The following is an 18,550-nucleotide window of genomic DNA, read 5'->3' as shown; positions in this document are numbered from 1 at the left end:
GCATAAAAACCCTCGTGGAACGTCCGTCGGGCGCTGCCCGCGGGACGACCGGACGAAACCGCACGACTCGGTCCCCGCCCGCGCCGACGAACCGCCGACCCGTGTACAACCGTGTGGAAACGGCTAAGTCCGCCCGCCCGAACGCCCCGACATGGAGTTCACGCTCACCGAAGAGCAGCGTCAGATCCGCGACACGGTCGCGGCGTTCGTCGACGAGGAGGTCGTCCCCCGCGCGGCCGAGATCGACGAGGCCGACGAGTTCCCCGCCGACCTGGTCGAGGAGATGGCCGACCTCGGCCTCATGGGGATGCCGTTCCCGGTCGAGTACGAGGGCGCCGGCCTCGACTACCACAGCTACGCGATCGGGCTCGAAGAGATATCCCGCGGCTCGGGCGGGCTCGGGACCGTCGTCGCGGCCCACACGTCGCTGGCCGGCAACATGATCTACGAGTTCGGCGACGAGGCGCAGAAGGAGGAGTACCTCACCGCCCTGAACACGGCCGAGGACATCGGTGCGTTCGCGCTCTCGGAGGCCGAGGCCGGCTCGGACGTGCCGGCGATGTCGACCACGGCCGAGCGCGAGGCGCGGAGCGCCTCGGAACGGAGCGGCGTCGCCGCGGAGCGCGACGGCGACGGGTACCTCGTCAACGGCGGGAAGCTGTGGATCTCGAACGGCTCCGTCGCCGACACGGTCACGCTGTTCGCCAAGACCGACCCCGACGCCGGCCGGAAGGGTATCTCGTCGTTCGTCGTGCGCCCCGAGGAGGACGACGGGTTCGTCGTCGAGGGGACGGAGGACAAGCTCGGCGACAAGGGGTGTCCGACCGCCGAGCTGCGGTTCGACGACATGTGGATCCCCGAAGACCGGCTGCTCGGCGAGGAGGGCGAGGGGTTCGTCCACGCGCTGAAGACGCTCAACGGCGGCCGGATCACGATCGCGGCCCGGTCGGTCGGCATCGCGCGCGCCGCGCTCGACGAGGCGAAGGAGTACGCGCAACAGCGCGAGCAGTTCGACCGCCCGATCTCCGACTTCCAGGCCATCCAGCACAAGCTCGCGGACATGGACACGAAGGCCCGCGCCGCGGAGCTGCTGATGCACGAGGCGGCCGACCTGAAGATGCGCGACGAGGAGTACATCAAGGAGGCCGCGCAGGCGAAGCTGTACGCCTCCGAGATCGCTCGCGAGGTCGCCAACGAGGGGATCCAGATCCACGGCGGCTACGGCTACACCAAGGACTTCCCCGCCGAGCGCTTCTACCGCGACGCGAAGCTCTCGGAGATCTACGAAGGTACGAGCGAAGTGTTGCGGAACACGATCGCTCAGCAGCTGCTCGACGAGTAAGGCCGCCGGCCGCGTCGGTTACGGGCGCGGCTCGCCGTCGTCGCCCGTGCCGGGTTCCTCGTCCGTCTCTTCGTCGTCGTCCCTTTCGCCGTCGTCGCCCGATCCATCGTCATCGGCCGGCTCTTGCTCGTCGCTCTCGGTGCCGGGCCCGTGCGCGACGTCGGCGTCCGAGGGGTTCTGGTCGACCGCGTATCCGCCCGTGTCGATCCGCTCCGCGGGCTCCGAGTAGTCGCGGTCGCTCGGCGAGAAGTCCGGGCGAACGACGCCGTCCTCGGGGATCTCCGGCGCGTCGTCGGCCTCGGTTTCGTCGGAGGATTCCCCGCCGCTCGCGGCGCCGGGACGGTCGTCGCCGTTCTGCTCGGTCTCGTCAGCGCGCTCCCCGCCGGTCCGCGCGTCCTCGGACGCTTCTTCCGCCGGCGAGGCGTCCCCGGGCGCCGTGTCCGTCGACGGTGCGTCCGCGGCCGACGTCTCCGTCGGTGTCGCGTTCCCGGACGCCGTCTCCGCCGGCGTCGCGTTCCCGGATGCCGCCTCCGCCGGCGTCGCGTCCGCGTCCGCCTCGATCCACTCGAACGAGTCGGTCCCCTCGCCGCGCCGCTCGGCGACGGCGGTCGCGAGGCGCTCGGTGAGCGTCTCCTTCAGGTCCTCGGCCTCGTCGATCTCGAAGTCGACGGCCGCGGCGTCGCTGCCGGTCAGCGAACTGGTCCCCGCCGTGTCGGCGACGATCGTCGCGACGCCCCACCGGCGCTGAAAGACGGTCCGGCTGTCGATCACGTTCTGGATCCGGTAGTACGGGACGACGGCGACGGTCCGGCTCCAGAAGCCGTTCCGCGTGAGCAGGTGGTCCTCGCCCACCCAGTAGCCGCGGTGCTTCCACTTCAGGTGCGCCGCGGGCGGGACGACGACGAGGAGCGCGGCGACGCCGTACCACGGGAGCGACGGCGAGACGTACCAGTCCACGCCGTACGCGACGGCCGTGAGCACCCCGACGACCAGCGCGTACCGAATGACGTACCGCCACCGGATCCGCTTCGGCGGCCGGTTGAAATCCGGCGTTCCGAACGACTCGATCTCGTGTGCGAGCCGGTAGACGCGCTCCGTCGCGGCGATCGGCACGGCGGACTGGTTGCCGGACTCCGAGTCCTGTCCGGGGGCGTACCCCGCGGTCTCGATCGAGAGGCTCGCGTAGCCGAGCGCGCGCTTGGCGGGGTTGTCGGTGATCCGCAGCGTCTGGACCTTCTCGGTCGGGATCGACCCGCTGTACCGGCGGAACAGCCCGCGCTCGTACCGGAGTTCGTCGCCGGCGCGAGAGAGCCGGAAGCCGTAGTAGTTCGAGAAGGCGACGCCCGCGCCGATGAGCCACGACGCGATGAAAAGCGCCGCCACGCCGACGAACGCCGTCGCGGTGAGCGCGGCGGCCGACGTCTCCGGCAGGAAGCTCGACAGCACCGGGAACGACCCGGAGCTCAGGAACGCCAGCAGGCCGATCAGGCGACCGTCGAACGACAGCGCCCCGACTAAGGCCAGCTCGCTCGGCGAGATGGCGAACAGCTCCTCCTCGTCGGGCGCGAACGCGTCGTCGCGCCCGCGGTCGAGCGTGTCGGACTCGGCCGCGGTCCCCTCGCCGGCGTCGCCTCGGCGGGTCGAGCCCGACTTCCGGCGCTGGACCTCGCGCTGGAGCCGCGTCGCCTCCGCGGGCGTGACGAACCGGATCGACCCCTCCGTGCTGGAGCCGCCGGCGGTCTCTAAGTCGACCGCGGCGACGCCGATCGCGCGCTGGAGCACGCCGCGGCTCACGTCGACGTTCTGGATCCGCCGGTACGGGATCTCCCGCTCGCGCCGCGAGATGACGCCGGAGGAGATGTCGAGCGTGTCCTCCGTGAGGACGTACTCGAACCGGCGGTAGTACGCGACCTCGTACGCGAGGGTGGCGAGGACGATTGCGACCCCCCCGCCGACCGCGAGCGGGAGGCCGAACCCGCCGCTGTTCACGATGACGAACAGCGCGACGGCGGTCCCGGCCGCCTTCTGGAGCGCGCGGTACGGGACCGACTGCGGCGCTAACTTCACACCGCGTCCTCCCCGTCGGCGCGGATCGCCAGCCGCTTCAGCTCCTCGCGGAGGTCGCTCGCGCCGTCCGGCGTCAGCCCCGGGATCCGAACGTCCGCGCCCCGCGAGCCGGCCGTGTACACGACGCAGGAGGCGAGTCCGACGGTCCGCTCGATCGGGCCGCGGCGGGAGTCGACGTGCTGGATCCGCACCAGCGGCACCGTCGTCCGCACCTGCGTGACCACGCCGCGGTCGAGGTAGATCGCGTCCTCGCGGATCTCGTAGCTCCAGCGGCGGTAGCGGAGCAGCGCGTGCGCGACGGTGAGCGTCAGGGCGACGACCCCGACGGCGACCGGCGCCCACCGCGGGAGGTACTCGAGGTACGCGCCGGCGGCGAACGGGGCGGTGACCAGCGCCGAGAGCAGCACTGCGCGGAGGACCCACACGACCTGGACTCGGGGGTGAAGCGTCTGCGTCGTCATCGACGGTCCCCCGTCGCGTGTCCGTGTGTCATGAACGGCGGTTGACGGCCCCGACGTATAAGTCCGGCCGGAAACGGCCGAGGAGAACGGACGAAAGATCGTGTGAGACACTCTCTTTCGGAGGCGATACTTGCCGAAACCGATATCACCCGTCATCGAGTCGTCCCGGCCATGGCCGACGACCCGTTCGAGAACATGCTCGCCCAGATGGACCGCGCCGAGGAGTACGCAGACGTGGATCACGGGGTGTTCGAGCGGCTCAAACACCCGGAGCGCACGCTGAAGGTGACGCTCCCGGTCAGGCTGGAGTCCGGCGAGGTCGAGGTGTTCGAGGGGTACCGGTGTCAGTTCGACAGCGCCCGCGGACCGTTCAAGGGCGGCGTCCGGTTCCACCCCTCGGTCACGCAGCGCGAGGTCGAGGCGCTCGCCGGGTGGATGACTTGGAAGACGGCGCTGGTCGACCTCCCGTACGGCGGCGCGAAGGGCGGCGTGATCTGCGAGCCGAAGGAGCTCACCGACCAGGACCTCGAACGGCTCACCCGCCGGTACACCGAGGGGATCCGTCGGATGATCGGCCCCGAGACCGACGTGCCGGCCCCGGACATGAACACGAACCCGCAGACGATGGCGTGGATGATGGACACCTACTCGATGTACGAGGGACACTCCATCCCGCAGGTCGTCACGGGGAAGCCGCTGGAGATCGGCGGGACGCCGGGTCGCGTGGAGGCGACCGGCCGCGGCGTCTCGCTCGTCACCGAGCGGCTCTTCGAGTACCTCGACCGCGACCTCTCCGACGCCTCCGTCGCGATCCAGGGGTTCGGCAACGTCGGGTCGAACGCGGCCCGGCTCCTCGACGAGTCCGGCGCCAACGTGGTCGCCACCTCCGACGTGTCGGGCGCGGCGTACGACCCGGACGGCCTCGACGTGGCGGCGCTCGGCGCGCACGTCGACGCCGGCGGGCTGATCGAGGAGTACGTCGCGGGCGAGTACCGCGGGAACGCGGACGGCTCCGGCTGGGACGACCCGGACGCGATCACCAACGCGGAGCTTCTGACCCTCGACGTCGACGTCCTCATCCCGGCCGCCGTCGAGGGCGTGATCACCGCCGACAACGTCGACGAACTCCGCGCGTCGGCGGTCGTCGAGGCCGCGAACGGGCCGACGACGGTCGCCGCCGACGAGGCGCTCTCCGAGCGCGACATCCAGGTCGTGCCGGACATCCTCGCGAACGCGGGCGGCGTCATCGTCTCGTACCTGGAGTGGGTCCAGAACGCACAGGAGTTCTCCTGGCCGCTGGAGACGGTTAACGCCGAGCTGGAGCGCCGCATCGGTACGGCGTTCGACGAGACGATCGAGCAGTACGACACGAAGGACCTCCCCGACCTGCGGACCGCGGCGTACACGCTCGCGCTGGAGCGCACGGCGAGGGCCCACGAGTACCGCGGCCTGTTCCCGTAGCCGGCGAGCGACGAGCGTTAGCGAGGGTTATCGAATCGGGGTAGTCGCGTGGTTGTTTATAACCAGACTCTCGGTTCCGTTGCCGGCCGTTTATAAGTGATAGACGAAGCGGTGAACGCCTCCAAAGCCCCAGCCACTCGTTTATAACTGAGTCACCTTGGATCGGCGGTGAATGCCTCCAAAGCCCCAGCCACTCGTTTATAACTGAGTCACCTTGGATCGGCGGTGAACGCCTCCAAAGCCCCAGTCGCGAGGACTCGCGCGGCTCGGTGCGCTCCTCGCTCGTTCGCTCCGCTCACTCGCTGCGGTGCTTCCGTCGCCGTGCTTCGTCCTCGCGACTGCCCCTTTGAGTCCCACCCCGCACCGCTCCGCACAGCACCTCACGCCTCCCCAGCCTCGTCGGTCGCCCTCCGCTTCGCTCCGGGCGACCGACTCCCTCGCACCGGCGTCGCCGGCGCTACGCGCCGGCTGCCAGAGGGACCGAAGGTCCCTCGCGGTTCGCGGCCCTCCGGGCCGCTCACCGGGGCGCGCCACCGCACCGCTCTTTATAAGTAATCGCCGTCGTCGCTCGTGATCATTTAAATACCGTTCGTCAGACCGATCGGATCCGGTCCGCGCCCACCTCGATCGGCTCCGCGTAGCGGACGATCGGGTCGCCGTCGGGCCGGTCGAACCCGTTCGCCTCGAACAGGGTGTTCGCCCGGAGGTCGACGGTCGCCTCGCGGAGCCGCCACGGGTCGTGAGCGATCTCCCCGCAGTACAGTCGGTTCCCCGCGGCGTAGAACCGGTAGTTCTCGGCGAGGAACTCGTCGGGCGACCCCGGCTCGGCCGCGAACGCCTCGCCCGTCGGCTCGTAGGTCGCGTCGAACCGCGCGTGGGGCACGCCGGGGTGGGTCCGGCGGCTGGTGAACCGAACGGGGGCGCTCGCGCGCTCCGAGCGATCGGCGGCTTCGGGGCGAGACACGTCCATCGCCGCGCGGTAGTACGGGAGCGCGAACAGACGCCGCGCGGCCGCGACGCCGATCCGGTCGGCCGCGTCGAGGTTGTAGAAGTAGACGCCCGGACCGCCGGGGCCCTCGACGTAGGTCCGGAGGTTGAGCTCCGGGAACGAGAGCCCGACGGGCGCCCCGCGCGGACGGATGTCGTCCATCACGAAGGCGACGACGCTCAGGTACGCGTCGCCTCGGTGGGTGGCGACCGAGAGCCGGTCGGGGAGCGTGGCGGAGACGACGGCGGGATCGACGGGCCAGTGACAGAACAGCGCGTCGCGCCACGTCATCTCCAGCAAGCGGCGGCCGAGCATGTCGGATCGTAGGGACCGAAGGAGCAAAACCCGCACGCCGCCGGCGGTTTCAGTGCAGTTCGCGCGGGCTCACTCCACGACGTCCGGCCCCTCCGGCGCGTCCTTCCACTCGCCCAGCCCCGAGGGGTCGAGGTGGACATGGACGTCGCCGACGTCCTCCAGCGCGCGCAGGCTCGTGACGAGGTCCGTCTCCACGTCGTGGGCCTCTCGGAGCGTCATCTCGCCGTCGACCTCGACGTGGACCTCGACCTCCAGGTCGGTCCCGTCGTAGAACACGGTGAGGTCGTGGACCCCCTCGACCGCGGGGTGATCGCGGAGCGCGGCGACGACGCGCTCGCGGTCGCCCGGCGGCGGCGCGGCGCCCACGAGGTAGGTGACGTTCTCGCGGCCGATCTCGACCCCCTGGTAGACGACGAGGACGCTGACGAGCGCGCCCGCGACCGGGTCGAGGATCGGGACGTCGAGGAACACGCCGAACACGCCGACGAGCGCGGCGATCGTGGTGTAGATGTCGTTGAGGCAGTCGACCGCGAGGGCGGCGAGCGCCGTCGAGCCGAGGTCGGCGTTCACCAGCTCCGTGTACCAGTACAGCAGGTACATGTCCGCCATCGCGAACAGCAGCGCGGCGACGAGGAGGAGGCTCTTCCGGGGCGGGCTGTGCGTCCCGAGCAGCCCGAGGACCGACTCGCGCAACAGGAGGAGCCCGAGGACGAGGATGGTCGCGCCGACGAGCAGCGCCGTCAGCGGCTCGATCCGCTGGTGGCCGTGCGGGTGCGTCTCGTCGGCGCTCTCGTACCGCGAGCCCCCCCAGACGAACACGACCGCGCTCGCGACGAGGTCGGCGACGGAGTGGGCGGCGTCGGCCACCAGCGCGACGCTGCCGAACGTGATCCCCACCGCCCCCTCGACGGCGATCTTCACCGCGTTGCCGGCGACGTTCACCGCCGCCGCCCGCTGGAACCGAGCGCGGTCGCCGCTCCCGAAGGGGCTCGACATAGAGGTCGATGCGCCCGCGACCCTGTTAAGCGTCCCGCGTCGCGTCGACGCACTCCGATCGGCCGACGGCCGCTTCCCTCGACGGCCGTCCGCCGACGCATCGGCGCGAGACTCCGTCGTAACGCCTAAGACCGAAACGCTCCTCGGTGACGGTAATGAATCACGATCTTTTCGCCCGAGGTGGTCCCGGTGGGCGTCGAAATTAAGGAAACGGAGGTGAGCGACGAGGATTTCGAGGAGATGAAGGGGTTCGTCCGCGACTACCTCGCGGCCAGCGTCGAGGGCGAGGACGACGGCGGACGGATGCGCTGGTACCCGTGGCACTCGGCGTCGTACCGGTTCAACCACATCCTCAACGTCGTCGACCTCGCGACGGAAATCGCCGAGGCCGAGGGCGCCGACGTGGACGTCGTGCGGGTCGCGGCCGTCTTCCACGATGTCGCGAAGCTGGAGGCCGAACAGGACGTCCACGCGGAGGCCGGCGCGCGCGTCACCCGCGAGTACCTCCAGAGCCGCGGCAACTACCCCGAGTCGTTCATCGAGGAGGTGTGCGGGGCGGTCGTCGACCACTCGTACACGGGCGACCTCGACGACGTGCCCTTGGAGAGCCGGTGTCTGATCGAGGCCGACGTGCTCGACAAGGTCGGCGCCAACGGCGCCGTCCTCATGCTGTTGCGGATGGGGTACGAGTCGCGCACGCACATGGACGCCGCGAAGATGGTCGACCGCGTGCTCCAGCGCGCCCACGACCACACCGAGCGCGTCGTCTCCGACACCGCCGAGAGCATCGCGCACCAGCGCATCAAGCGCGTGAAGTGGCTCCGCGAGTGGCTCGAAGAGGAGGTCTCGCGAATGGACGCCGAAGGCGTTACCGACCGCTGAGCGCGTCTCGGCCCCGAAACGACGCTTCCGGCCCTACTCGCCCGAAGCGCTGGTTTCGACGAGCGGGAGCATCGCCTCCAAGTACCGGTCGATCCCGGCGCGGGAGCCCGCGATCCACGCCTCGTCGTTCGTCGTCGCCCAGCGGAACATCCCGCCGGTCGCGAACGTCTGGAGCGTCGCGGCCACCTCCGACGCGGTGACGGCGTCGGGCGAGGCATCGGACGCGTCGTCGTCCGCCACTCCGGCGCCGCCGCCGGCGACCTCGGCCGCCGCCTCGCGCACGAGCCGTTCGAGGTACTCTCCGAATACGCGGTCGCTGCGGTCGAAGTGGTCGCGGTACGCCTCGTCGCTCGCGGCCTGCGAGCGGAGTTCGGTCATCACCGTGACGAACCGCTCGTCGGGCGCGTACGCGTCGTCGAGCGACGCGGGGTCGACGGCGGCCGTGAGGTAGCCGTCGAGCTGCTCCCGCGCAGAGCGCTCGAAGGCCTCCTCGGGGGCCATCTCCGGCGCGTCCTCCTCCGCGGCAGCCGCATCCGCTCCCGACGGGTCCGCGACGGCCCCGTCCGCGACGGACGCCTCGAACTCGTCGAGCAGGAAGCCGAGGAGGTCGATCAGCAGGTCGTCTTTCCCGTCGTAGTGGTGGTAGACGAGCGAGGGGCTCTTGTCGAACTCGTCGCCGATCCGCTGGATCGTGACGTTCGCGTACCCGTGTTCACAGAGCGCGCGGAACGCCGCGCCGAGGATCGCCTGTCGAGTGTCCGACGGCTCCGCGAACGGGTCGTTCATACGACGCATAGAGGGGTCCGGTATATATCGGTCCTGATTGAACGTTCATTCAACACGCTTATGCCGCGGGCCCCTGACAGCAACGTATGACTCGACCCGACGCGTCACGGTACGACCGATCGCCGCGCGCGACCAGACCCTCCCACCGGTCCGGCGGAGGGAATCGATGAGTCGGTCGACGCGGCTCGCGACCGCCGCGCTCGCCGCCGTCGCGGTGAGCGCGTTACTCGTCGGCGTCTCGCTCGCGGGCGCCGCGGCCCCGAGCGCGGGGACGGCGGGCGGCGGCGACGCCGCGGCGCTCTCCGGGATCGACGGCCCGAACGCGGAGGGCTCCGTCGCGCAGACGAGCGATCCCACTCCCCGACAGGTCCGCGGGTCGCCCGTGTTGGAGCTGTTCCTCTCCCGGGGGTCGGTGCCCAGCGGCGCGGAGTCGACCGTGACGGTCGACATCGTCAACACCGGCGAGATGGAGATCGGCAACCAGCTCGACTCACGGGTCACGACCGCTCGCGGGCTCACCCTCGAGATCGACGACAGTGACGTGCCGATCGACGTCGAGGACGGCGAGATCCCGGTCGGCGACGTTTCGACCGCCGCGAGCCCGGTCCCCGTCGAGCTAGACGTGACCGTGCCCGACGACGTGCCCGACGGCAGGTACGAGGTGGAGGCGACCGCCCGCTACCGGTACACCTTCGAGATAATCCCCGAGTTCAACGACCACAAGGACCGGCGCGGCATCGACGACTTCGACCTGACCATCGTGGTCGACGACGGCGCGCGGTTCGCGGTGTTGGAGACCGACACCGACGCGCAGGTCGGCGGGAGCGGCGACGTGACGGTCACGATGGCGAACGTCGGCGACGAGACCGCGCGCGACGCCGTCGTCTCCGGAACGACGACCAGCCCGGGCGTCCGGCTCGGGGCCGGCGAGGGCGGCGGCCAGTCCTTCGTCGGCGACTGGGCGCCCGGCGAGAACCGGACGGTGACGTTCGACTCGTCGGTCAGCGAGGCGTTCGGCGGCGGCGCGTACGCGCTCTCCTCGACCGTCGACTACCGGAATCCGAACGGGATCGACGAGGCCGCGGCGCCCGCGCGCGCCGGCGTCGTCCCGCTCCGCGAGCAGGCGTTCTCGCTGGACGACGTCTCCGGGACGCTCGAGGTCGGGTACTCGGGGACGGTCTCCGGCACGATCACGAACGAGGGACCGCTCGACGTCGAGAACGCGGTCCTCGTCGCCGACTCCGGGAGCAACCGCGTGAGCCTCGGCGAGAGCCGGTACGCGCTTCCGACGATCCCGGCCGGCGAGTCTGCGAACTTCACCTTCGACGTCGACGTGAGCGGGAGCGCCGACCCCGGCCCGCGACAGTTCCGGTTCACGACCGAGTACGAGAGCGGCGACGCGACGCTCGCGGCCGAGGAGACCCGCCGCGTCGAGGTGGCGCCCCGCCAGCCCGAGTTTGACCTCGCGGTCGACAACGCCACGATTCCGGCCGGCGAGACCCGGCGGATCAACGCCACGATCACGAACCAGCGCCCGGAGACCCTCTCGTCGATCAACGCCGGCCTCTACGCCGACAGCCCGCTGACGGCGGTCAACGACGAGGCGTTCGTCGACGAGCTCGAACCGGGCGAGTCCGCGAGGATCTGGTTCGAGGTGTCGGCCGCGGGGAGCGCGAGCGTGGAGGAACACCCGATAGAACTCGACTTCCGGTACGACGACGAACGGGGCAACGACCGCATCTCGGACGTCGCGCAGGTCCCGGTCACCGTGACCGCCGCCGCCGACGACGGCGGGACGCCCGCGGGCCTGATCGCCGTCGGCGTCCTCCTCGTCGTCGCCGCGGTCGGCGGCGCCGTCTGGTACCGACGGCGGTGATCGGATGAGGAGACACGTCACAGGACCCCGAGACAGGACGCGCCGGACAGGGGGGCGCCGGTGACCGCGGCCGACCGGGTGATCGAGCGGATCGACCGCGTCGTCACCGAGCGGCCGCTGGCGGTGATCGCCGTGTTTCTCCTCGTCACGGCCGGCTTCGCCGGCGGGCTGACCGGCATCGAGACGAGCGCGGGGGCGGACCAGTTCACGCAGGACATCCCCGCTCAGCGGGCGCTCGACGAGATCGACGAGGAGTTCGAGACGTCCATCGGCGGCTCCGCGACATCGGCGCAGGTGATCGTCTCCGACGACAACGTCCTCTCCCGCGACGCCTTGGTCCGGACCCTGGAGACCCAACACAGGCTGGAGTCGCGGTCGACGCTCCGGGTCGCGTCCACGTCGAGCCACGCGGACGCGATCGCGCGGCAGTTGGAGCCGGACGCGGCGAGCGCGGCCGAGCGCCGCGACGCGGTGGCCGAGGCGACGCCCGCGGAACTGCGGACCGCGATCGCCGACGCCGACGCGACCGGCGCGATCGCGGCGCAGGTGTCGGTCGACTACAACCCCACCGCGCAGGCGGCCGACACCGCGATCGTGGGGATCACCTACGACCTGCCCGAATCGGCGACGACGGCGCGGGTGACCGAGCTTCAGACCCGAAGCGTCGACGTCGTCGACTCCGTCCCCGGCAACGAGGCCGGCGAGAACGCGATCCTCTTCGGCGACGGCGTCCTCCAGTCGGAGATCACCGCGCTGCTGACGGACACCGCGATCATCGTGTTCCCGGCGGCGCTAATCCTGATCGTCGGCTTCCTGATCTTCTCGTACCGCGACCCGTTCGACATGGCGATCGGGATCGCCGCGCTGCTCCTGTCGCTCCTGTGGACCTTCGGCTTCATGGGGTACGCCGGGATTCCGTTCTCCGACTCGCTGGTGACCGTCTTCCCGCTGTTGCTCGCGGTCGGGATCGACTTCGGGATCCACATCGTCAACCGCTACCGCGAGGAGCGGTCGACCGGGACCGGGATCGAGGCGTCGATGCGGACGACGACGGACCAGCTGCTTATCGCCTTCCTGCTGGTGACGATCACCACGGTGTTCGGGCTCGTCTCAAACGTCGTGAGCCCGTTCGACCCCAACCGCGACTTCGGGATCGTCGCGGCCGCCGGGATCACGTTCACGCTGATCATCTTCGGGGTCTTCCTCCCGGCCGCGAAGGTGCTCTCCGACCGGTGGCGCGAGCGGCTCCCGATCCCGACGTTCGGCACGAGCGCGCTCGGCGCCGGCGGGTCCCGGCTCGCGCGCGTCCTCCACGTCGGCGTCGACCTCTCGCGGATCGCCCCCGTCGCGGTCGTCGCCCTCCTCCTCGTCGGCGGGGCGGTCGGCGGCGCCTACGGGACCGGCGTGAACACGGAGTTCTCCGAGGAGGCGTTCTTCCCCGACCAAGAGCGGTTGGAGACGTACGCGGACCTCCCGGAGCCGTTCGCGCCGACGGAGTACACGTTCCTCGACGTGTTGACCCTCTTCGAGGAGGAGTTCGAACAGGACTTCGTGGGGTCGGTGACGCTGTACATCGACCAGTCCGTCAGAGACGACACCTCGCTGGAGCTGATCGACCGGACCACGCGCAACCCCCCCGACACCTTCGCGACGACCGACGAGCGGCGCGCGCAGGCGACGAGCGTCGTCACCGTGATCGAGGACCGGGCGGAGCGGGACCCCGAGTTCGCGGCGCTCGTCGAGCGCAACGACCGCCTCGGCAACGGCGTGCCCGACCGGAACGTCGACGAGGTGTACGACGCGCTCCTCGACTCCTCCGCGGAGGGTCGCGCGCGCGGCTACGTGGCCGCCGACCGCGGCAGCGCGCGGATCGACTACACGATCCGCCCGGGCGTCGACAACTCCGAGGCGGTCGCGGACGTGCGCGAGCTCGCCGAGCGGACCCCCCTTGAGGCCGTGCCGACCGGCTCCCTCGTCGTCAACGAGGCGGTGATCGACTTACTGACCGAGTCGGCGATCCGCAGCCTCTTCGCCGCCTTCGGGCTCACGGCGCTGTTCCTGGCGCTGTCGTACGCGTACCTCGAAGGGAAGGCGGTGTACGGGCTCCTCAACCTCGTCCCCGTCCTCGTCACGGTCGGGCTGCTCGTCGGGTCGATGCGGCTCTTCGCCATTCCGCTGACGCCGATCAACGCGCCGATCCTCTCCGTTTCGATCGGGCTCGGGGTCGACTACACCGTCCACTTCGTCCACCGGTTCGTCGACGAGTACAAGCGGGGACTCCCGATCGACGAGGCGCTCGACGTCACCATCGCCGGGACGGGCGGCGCGCTCACCGGCAGCATGCTCACCACGGTCTCCGGGCTCGGCGTCCTGTGGCTCGCCGTCATTCCCCTGCTCCGCGACTTCGGCGTCCTGCTCGCGCTGGGCGTGTTCTACGCGTACCTCTGTTCGATCCTGCTCGTCCCGTCGCTCGTCGTCGTGTGGGACCGGTACGGCGGGCTGGTCGGTCTCGGTCTCGACGACGGGCTCCGCGGGTCCGGCGCCGAGCGCGGGCGCTGACCGGCGAGCGACATTCGACCGGACGGCAAAGCGGAAACCGAGCGGGTCAGCCGACGACGCCGAAGATCAGCTGGACGGTGATGAGGACGAGGCCCGCGGCGCCGGTCGCGAGGGACCCGGCGGCGACGCCGTGTGCGTTTCCGAGTCCGCGGCTCCGCGTCGCGAAGTAGGCGCCGAGGAAGACGAAGCCGACGAGGAGCAGTCCGACGGTCAGGTACGCGACGCTCACCAGCGTCCCGGCGAGCCCCTCGGGGATCCCGAAGCTCCCGACGCCGAGGAGGATGCTCCCGCCGACGAGGACGGTGATGCCGACGAACGAGACCGCCCACACGACCGGCGTCCGGGCGACGTCGCCGAGCGTCCCGACGATCGCTTCGTAGCGTCCGCCCGCCTCGTCGCGGCCGGGAGCGACTCGCTTCGCTCCGATTTCGGCGACGGCGACGAACGTGGCGACGACGAGGAGGCCCATCAGCCCCGTACTCAAGAGGGTCAGTGATGTCATGGATGTCCGTTGTTAGGGGCTCCGTTCGCGCGTACAAATACCCTTCGACGCTTCGACGCGCGGGCTTCGCCACGCTCGACGGTCCTGCGCTCGACGCGTCGATCGACCGGTCGGCGTCGTCGCGTCCGGAGCGGAAGATCCGCGCTTCGGCCCCCCGATCGCCCGCCCCGCTACACAAGAGATAAGTGTACCATCGCTAAGGGTGGTACAAGAGCAGACAGACGAACATGATAGATCCAGTTATCCTACAACAAGGGGGCGACTGGCGCGCACAGGCGGAGGTCTTCGACGAGATCTTCTTCGTCTTCCTCGCGCTCGGCACCCTCGTCGGCACCATCGTCGTGTCGTACACGCTGTGGAACGTGTACAAGTACCGCGACGACGGAAACCGATCGGACGAGGAGTTCGACGCACCGGTCGTCGGCGAGCTCCCGACGGGACAGGGCGGTCCGAAAGCGAAGAAGCTCTTCCTCTCGTTCGGGTTGAGCGCGATCGTCGTCATCAGCCTCGTCGTGTACGCGTACGGGCTGCTCCTCTACGTCGAGCAGGGACCGGACACCGGCGACGAGGGAGACATCGAGATCATGGTCGAGGGGTACCAGTACGGCTGGGCCTACGAGTACCCGAACGGGCACACCGAACGGGGTGAACTGATCGTGCCGGCCGATCAGCGGATCGACCTCAACATCACGTCGAGAGACGTCTGGCACAACTTCGGCTCATCGGACTTACGGATAAAGTCCGACGCCATCCCCGGAGACTACAGTCAGGTGTGGTTCGCTGTGAGCTCCGAGGACGTCGAGGCACAAGGCGGGGAGGCGACCTACCGCGTCCAGTGCTTCGAGCTGTGCGGTGCGGGTCACTCCGCGATGAAGGGACAGATCACGGTCATCCCGCAAGACGAGTGGGAAGAGTGGTACGCGGGTACCGGTAACAGCTCCGCGAGCAACGGCACGTCCAGCGCCAGCATCGAGGCGCCGGGAGCCGGGTTCGCCGCGCCCGGCGGGGTGAGCGCATGAGCGGACTCCCGCCGACGACCTCCGTCAAGCGCTGGTTCGTGACGACCAACCACAAGGACATCGGAATCCTCTACACGATCACCGCGCTGTTCTTCCTGCTGTTCGGCGGCGTGATGGCGCTGCTCATCCGCCTCCAGCTGTGGGACCCGACGAGCCAGATACTCTCCGGGCTGGCGTACAACGAGGCCGTCACCGCCCACGGGCTGATAATGGTGTTCTGGTTCCTCTCGCCGTTCGCGTTCGGCTTCGCGAACTACTTCGTGCCGCTTCAGATCGGCGCGGACGACCTCGCGTTCCCGCGGCTGAACGCCCTGTCGTACTGGCTGTACCTGGGCTCGGGCCTCCTCCTCGCGATCAGCTTCTTCCAGGGCGGCACGCTGTCGGCGGGGTGGACGATTTACGCCCCGCTCAACGTGCCGATGTACACGCCGAGTATCGGTTCGACCGGCGCAGTACTCGCGCTCGCGATGTTCGTCACCGGGACCACGGCGTCGACGGTGAACTTCCTCACGTCCATCCACCACTCCCGCGCCGAGGGGATGGGGATCATGGACATGCCGATGTTCACCTGGTCGATGCTCGCGACCGTGTGGATGATGCTGTTCGCGTTCGCCGCGCTGCTCGCGGTCGGGCTCATCCTCGCCGCGGACCGCGTCCTCGGCAGCGTCTACTTCTCGGCGACCGAAGGCGGCTCCCTCCTGTGGGGCCACCTGTTCTGGTTCTTCGGTCACCCCGAGGTGTACATCGTCTTCTTCCCGGCGCTCGGCGTCATGCTGGAGCTGTTCCAGACGTTCTCCGGTCGCCGCCTCGTCGGGCGGAAGTGGGTGATCATCTCCATCTGTCTGATCTCCGTCCAGTCGTTCCTCGTGTGGATGCACCACATGTTCCTGACGACGATCAACCTGGAGATCAAGACGCTGATGATGGCGACGACCATCGGCATCTCGCTCCCCTTCGACCTGGTCGTCTTCGCGCTGATCTACACGCTGATCAAGGGGCGGATACAGTTCACGACCCCGTTCCTGTTCGCGTTCGGCGCCCTGCTGTTGTTCATCCTCGGCGGGATCACAGGCGTCTTCCTCGGCGCCATCGTGCTCGACTACGAGTTCCGCGGCACCTACTGGGTGGTCGCGCACTTCCACTACGTGATGTTCGGCGGCGCGACGGCGCTGTTCGGCGGGGCCTACTACTGGTTCCCGAAGATCACGGGGAAGATGTACGACGAGTTCCTCGGGAAGCTCCACTTCGCGATCTTCTTCATCGGCTTCAACGCCGTCTACTTCTCGATGTTCCTCGGCTGGGAGACCCCCCGCCGGGTGTTCGAGTACAACCCCGAGTTCCAGATCTACCACCAGTTCGGGACGATCGGCGCCTTCGTGCTCGGGTTCTCTTTCTTCATCATGTTCTACAACTTCGCGAAGTCCTTCGTCTCCGGCGAGCCCGCCGGCGACAACCCGTGGGACTACTCGCGGACCGCGGAGTGGGCGGTCTCCTCGCCCCCGCCGCTTGAGAACTGGCCCAACCGACCGTCGTACGCCTCCGGGAAGCTGGAGTTCGTGAAAGACTACGTGCCGGACGGCGGGCCCGCGATGAAGACGGACGACAACGGCGATGTCGCTACCGACGGCGGCGACAGCCACTCGGCGCACATCTCCGAGTACCCGTACTGGGACAAACACCCGAGCCACGCCAGCATCTGGCCGTTCGCGCTCGCCGTGGCGCTCGGCGTCACGCTGTTCGGCTTCTCCGGCTTCGCGGAGGCAGTCACCGTCGAGCTGGGCGAGACGGCCATGCAGAGCGACGTCGTCATCTCTAACGCCTTGTACCCGACCGCTATCGTGGCCGGCCTCGTCGGGCTCCTCTACACCGGCGTGAAGTGGGGGCTTGAGGACTTCTACGCGCCGCCCTCGGAGTTCGCCGAGCGCTGGCCGTTCAACGGCGTCGAGAAGGTGAAGCTGGGGATGTGGTTCTTCCTGGCCTCCGACGTGATCGTCTTCGGCGCGTTCCTCTCGGCGGCCATCTTCGTCCGCTACAACGCGGGCTGGATGACCTGGTCGCCGCTGACGGAGTCGCTGCCGGGGCTCATCAACACCTTCGTGCTGATCACGTCCTCGTTCACCGTCATCCTCGCGCTGGTCGCGGCTCGCCGCGAGAGCCGGCAGGGGCTCTTGGCGACGCTCGGTGCGACCATCCTGCTCGGGTTCACGTTCATGGCGATCAAGCTGTGGGAGTGGAACCACGAGATCTTCGACCGGGGCGTGACCATCTCCGCGAACGCCCACGGTGACCCGATCCAGGCGTCGATCTACTACGTCACGACCGGGCTCCACGGGATCCACGTGCTGCTCGGCTTAGTGATCGCCATCTTCCTGTTCGTCAGGGCGTACCAGGGGCACTACCTCGACGACGAGCGGCCGATCGAGTACTTCGGCCTCTACTGGCACTTCGTGGACATCGTCTGGGTGTTCATCTTCCCGCTGTTCTACCTCTTCTGAGGCGGTTCGCGGTTCGGTTTTTTGTTCTCTTACGCGTCGTCCTCACCCACCGGTTCGGCGCACCACTGACAGAAGTCGAACGTCGGATCGGTCTCCTTCCCGCACTCCGGACAGCGCACGGTCCCGCCGTCGTCCGTCGTCCTCGTTGAGGGTGCGTTCGGTTCCTCTGCCGTCCCCGCGGACGGCGCGTTCGGTTCCTCCGCCGTCCCGTGGTCGGTCGACTCCGTGCGGCCGGTCGCGAGGGCAGCCTCCCGCTCTCGCTCGTACGCCCGGTTGTTCCGGAGCGCCACGACGTACGCGTCGATAACGCTGGCGCCGACGACCGCTGCGGCGGGGGCGACCTCTCGGACCGTCGGGGGGTCTCCGGCGAACACGCCCGATATCGCCGACTCGGGAACGAACACGAACACCGCCGCGGTGACCGCCACGTACCAGCCGAGCGCCCGGGCCCATCGGCGGAGGTAGGCGTGACCGAGTCCGGAGACGACGAGCGCGAGCAGGGCGGCGAGCCAGGGCCGCCGGCGAGTGCGTTCTGCCATGGACGGCAGTAGGAGTTCCCGCCCCGATAAGCTACCCATCTCTCGGAGCGTTTATGTGCCGGACGCGCCGAACTCGGGTATGTTCGGCGTTCCGCTCGGTGAGTTCCTCTACGGGGCCGCGTTCGCGGTGTTCGGGGTCGGCACCTGGGGCATCGGCCTCGGCATTGCGTACCTCCTGTACCGCCGGTGGCGCGGCGACGGTCCTCGCGGCGACGACGCCTGAGCGGCGACGACTGAGCCGGCCCGTCGCGTTCCGGTTCGG

15 protein-coding genes are annotated in these 18,550 nt (G+C 69.4%); 8 read left to right on the top strand and 7 right to left on the bottom strand.

Annotation, left to right across the window (positions count from 1 at the left end; all coding sequences use genetic code 11):
- Positions 1-151: 151 nt before the first annotated feature.
- The gene (locus AC4NMM_RS02605; RefSeq protein ID WP_491923457.1) at positions 152-1,342 is read left to right on the top strand and encodes an acyl-CoA dehydrogenase family protein; all 1,191 of its coding nucleotides are present in this window, start codon (positions 152-154) and stop codon (positions 1,340-1,342) included.
- Positions 1,343-1,360: 18 nt separating this feature from the next.
- On the opposite strand, the gene AC4NMM_RS02600 is transcribed toward AC4NMM_RS02605, so the two are convergent.
- Together AC4NMM_RS02600 and AC4NMM_RS02595 are read right to left on the bottom strand one after the other, a co-directional pair.
- The gene (locus AC4NMM_RS02600) at positions 1,361-3,409 is read right to left on the bottom strand and encodes a PH domain-containing protein (RefSeq protein WP_491923456.1); all 2,049 of its coding nucleotides are present in this window, start codon (positions 3,407-3,409) and stop codon (positions 1,361-1,363) included.
- Positions 3,406-3,870, bottom strand: coding sequence for a PH domain-containing protein (locus tag AC4NMM_RS02595; RefSeq protein WP_491923455.1), 465 nt, complete (start codon positions 3,868-3,870; stop codon positions 3,406-3,408). The genes AC4NMM_RS02600 and AC4NMM_RS02595 overlap by 4 nt, the downstream gene beginning before the upstream one ends.
- Positions 3,871-4,041: 171 nt before the next feature.
- On the opposite strand from AC4NMM_RS02595, the gene AC4NMM_RS02590 reads away from it, so the two are divergent.
- A complete protein-coding gene (locus tag AC4NMM_RS02590) occupies positions 4,042-5,331 on the top strand; it encodes a Glu/Leu/Phe/Val family dehydrogenase (protein ID WP_491923454.1) in 1,290 nt (429 codons plus the stop codon).
- Between the two features lie 592 nt (positions 5,332-5,923).
- Here AC4NMM_RS02590 and AC4NMM_RS02585 read toward each other — a convergent pair.
- Both AC4NMM_RS02585 and AC4NMM_RS02580 read right to left on the bottom strand, forming a co-directional pair.
- Entirely contained in the window at positions 5,924-6,634 is a 711-nt protein-coding gene (locus AC4NMM_RS02585) for a YqjF family protein (protein ID WP_491923453.1), read from the bottom strand.
- 69 nt (positions 6,635-6,703) lie between these two features.
- Positions 6,704-7,630, bottom strand: a complete 927-nt coding sequence (locus AC4NMM_RS02580) for a cation diffusion facilitator family transporter (RefSeq protein WP_491923452.1) — start codon at positions 7,628-7,630, stop codon at positions 6,704-6,706.
- A gap of 180 nt (positions 7,631-7,810) precedes the next feature.
- Here AC4NMM_RS02580 and AC4NMM_RS02575 point away from each other — a divergent pair, with 180 nt between their 5' ends.
- Positions 7,811-8,512, top strand: a complete 702-nt coding sequence (locus tag AC4NMM_RS02575) for an HD domain-containing protein (RefSeq protein WP_004596336.1) — start codon at positions 7,811-7,813, stop codon at positions 8,510-8,512.
- Positions 8,513-8,545: 33 nt separating this feature from the next.
- Here AC4NMM_RS02575 and AC4NMM_RS02570 read toward each other — a convergent pair whose 3' ends face one another.
- Positions 8,546-9,298 carry a TetR/AcrR family transcriptional regulator gene (locus AC4NMM_RS02570; protein ID WP_096393262.1) on the bottom strand — a complete coding sequence of 251 codons (753 nt, stop codon included), beginning with the start codon at positions 9,296-9,298 and terminating at the stop codon, positions 8,546-8,548.
- A 166-nt stretch (positions 9,299-9,464) separates the two neighbouring features.
- On the opposite strand from AC4NMM_RS02570, the gene AC4NMM_RS02565 reads away from it, so the two are divergent.
- Both AC4NMM_RS02565 and AC4NMM_RS02560 read left to right on the top strand, forming a co-directional pair.
- Positions 9,465-11,174 (top strand): COG1361 S-layer family protein, encoded by a 1,710-nt coding sequence (locus AC4NMM_RS02565; RefSeq protein WP_096393263.1) that lies wholly within the window; start codon positions 9,465-9,467, stop codon positions 11,172-11,174.
- A 60-nt stretch (positions 11,175-11,234) separates the two neighbouring features.
- On the top strand, positions 11,235-13,733 hold the full coding sequence (locus AC4NMM_RS02560) for an efflux RND transporter permease subunit (RefSeq protein ID WP_096393264.1): 2,499 nt from the start codon (positions 11,235-11,237) through the stop codon (positions 13,731-13,733).
- A 46-nt stretch (positions 13,734-13,779) separates the two neighbouring features.
- On the opposite strand, the gene AC4NMM_RS02555 is transcribed toward AC4NMM_RS02560, so the two are convergent.
- Complete coding sequence (locus AC4NMM_RS02555; RefSeq protein WP_096393265.1) at positions 13,780-14,202, bottom strand: hypothetical protein; 423 nt, start codon at positions 14,200-14,202, stop codon at positions 13,780-13,782.
- Positions 14,203-14,462: 260 nt separating this feature from the next.
- On the opposite strand from AC4NMM_RS02555, the gene coxB reads away from it, so the two are divergent.
- The gene (gene coxB, locus AC4NMM_RS02550; RefSeq protein WP_096393266.1) at positions 14,463-15,254 is read left to right on the top strand and encodes a cytochrome c oxidase subunit II; all 792 of its coding nucleotides are present in this window, start codon (positions 14,463-14,465) and stop codon (positions 15,252-15,254) included.
- The gene (locus AC4NMM_RS02545; RefSeq protein WP_096393267.1) at positions 15,251-17,749 is read left to right on the top strand and encodes a cbb3-type cytochrome c oxidase subunit I; all 2,499 of its coding nucleotides are present in this window, start codon (positions 15,251-15,253) and stop codon (positions 17,747-17,749) included. The genes coxB and AC4NMM_RS02545 overlap by 4 nt, the downstream gene beginning before the upstream one ends.
- A gap of 29 nt (positions 17,750-17,778) precedes the next feature.
- Here AC4NMM_RS02545 and AC4NMM_RS02540 read toward each other — a convergent pair whose 3' ends face one another.
- Positions 17,779-18,288, bottom strand: a complete 510-nt coding sequence (locus AC4NMM_RS02540; RefSeq protein ID WP_096393268.1) for a zinc ribbon domain-containing protein — start codon at positions 18,286-18,288, stop codon at positions 17,779-17,781.
- 79 nt (positions 18,289-18,367) lie between these two features.
- Between AC4NMM_RS02540 and AC4NMM_RS02535 the strand changes: the two genes are divergently transcribed.
- Entirely contained in the window at positions 18,368-18,511 is a 144-nt protein-coding gene (locus AC4NMM_RS02535; protein WP_172863918.1) for a hypothetical protein, read from the top strand.
- Positions 18,512-18,550: the final 39 nt, after the last annotated feature.

The organism is Halorubrum sp. SD41 (assembly GCF_058630335.1).
This window is presented reverse-complemented; position numbering and strand designations above follow the sequence as displayed.

Coding starts and splice junctions, on each gene's coding strand:
- AC4NMM_RS02605 (WP_491923457.1), top strand. CDS start 152: ATGGAGTTCACGCTCACCGAAGAGCAGCGTCAGATCCGCGACACGGTC.
- AC4NMM_RS02535 (WP_172863918.1), top strand. CDS start 18,368: ATGTTCGGCGTTCCGCTCGGTGAGTTCCTCTACGGGGCCGCGTTCGCG.
- AC4NMM_RS02585 (WP_491923453.1), bottom strand. CDS start 6,634: ATGCTCGGCCGCCGCTTGCTGGAGATGACGTGGCGCGACGCGCTGTTC.
- AC4NMM_RS02595 (WP_491923455.1), bottom strand. CDS start 3,870: ATGACGACGCAGACGCTTCACCCCCGAGTCCAGGTCGTGTGGGTCCTC.
- AC4NMM_RS02590 (WP_491923454.1), top strand. CDS start 4,042: ATGGCCGACGACCCGTTCGAGAACATGCTCGCCCAGATGGACCGCGCC.
- AC4NMM_RS02580 (WP_491923452.1), bottom strand. CDS start 7,630: ATGTCGAGCCCCTTCGGGAGCGGCGACCGCGCTCGGTTCCAGCGGGCG.
- AC4NMM_RS02540 (WP_096393268.1), bottom strand. CDS start 18,288: ATGGCAGAACGCACTCGCCGGCGGCCCTGGCTCGCCGCCCTGCTCGCG.
- AC4NMM_RS02545 (WP_096393267.1), top strand. CDS start 15,251: ATGAGCGGACTCCCGCCGACGACCTCCGTCAAGCGCTGGTTCGTGACG.
- AC4NMM_RS02570 (WP_096393262.1), bottom strand. CDS start 9,298: ATGAACGACCCGTTCGCGGAGCCGTCGGACACTCGACAGGCGATCCTC.
- coxB (WP_096393266.1), top strand. CDS start 14,463: ATGATAGATCCAGTTATCCTACAACAAGGGGGCGACTGGCGCGCACAG.
- AC4NMM_RS02555 (WP_096393265.1), bottom strand. CDS start 14,202: ATGGGCCTCCTCGTCGTCGCCACGTTCGTCGCCGTCGCCGAAATCGGA.
- AC4NMM_RS02565 (WP_096393263.1), top strand. CDS start 9,465: ATGAGTCGGTCGACGCGGCTCGCGACCGCCGCGCTCGCCGCCGTCGCG.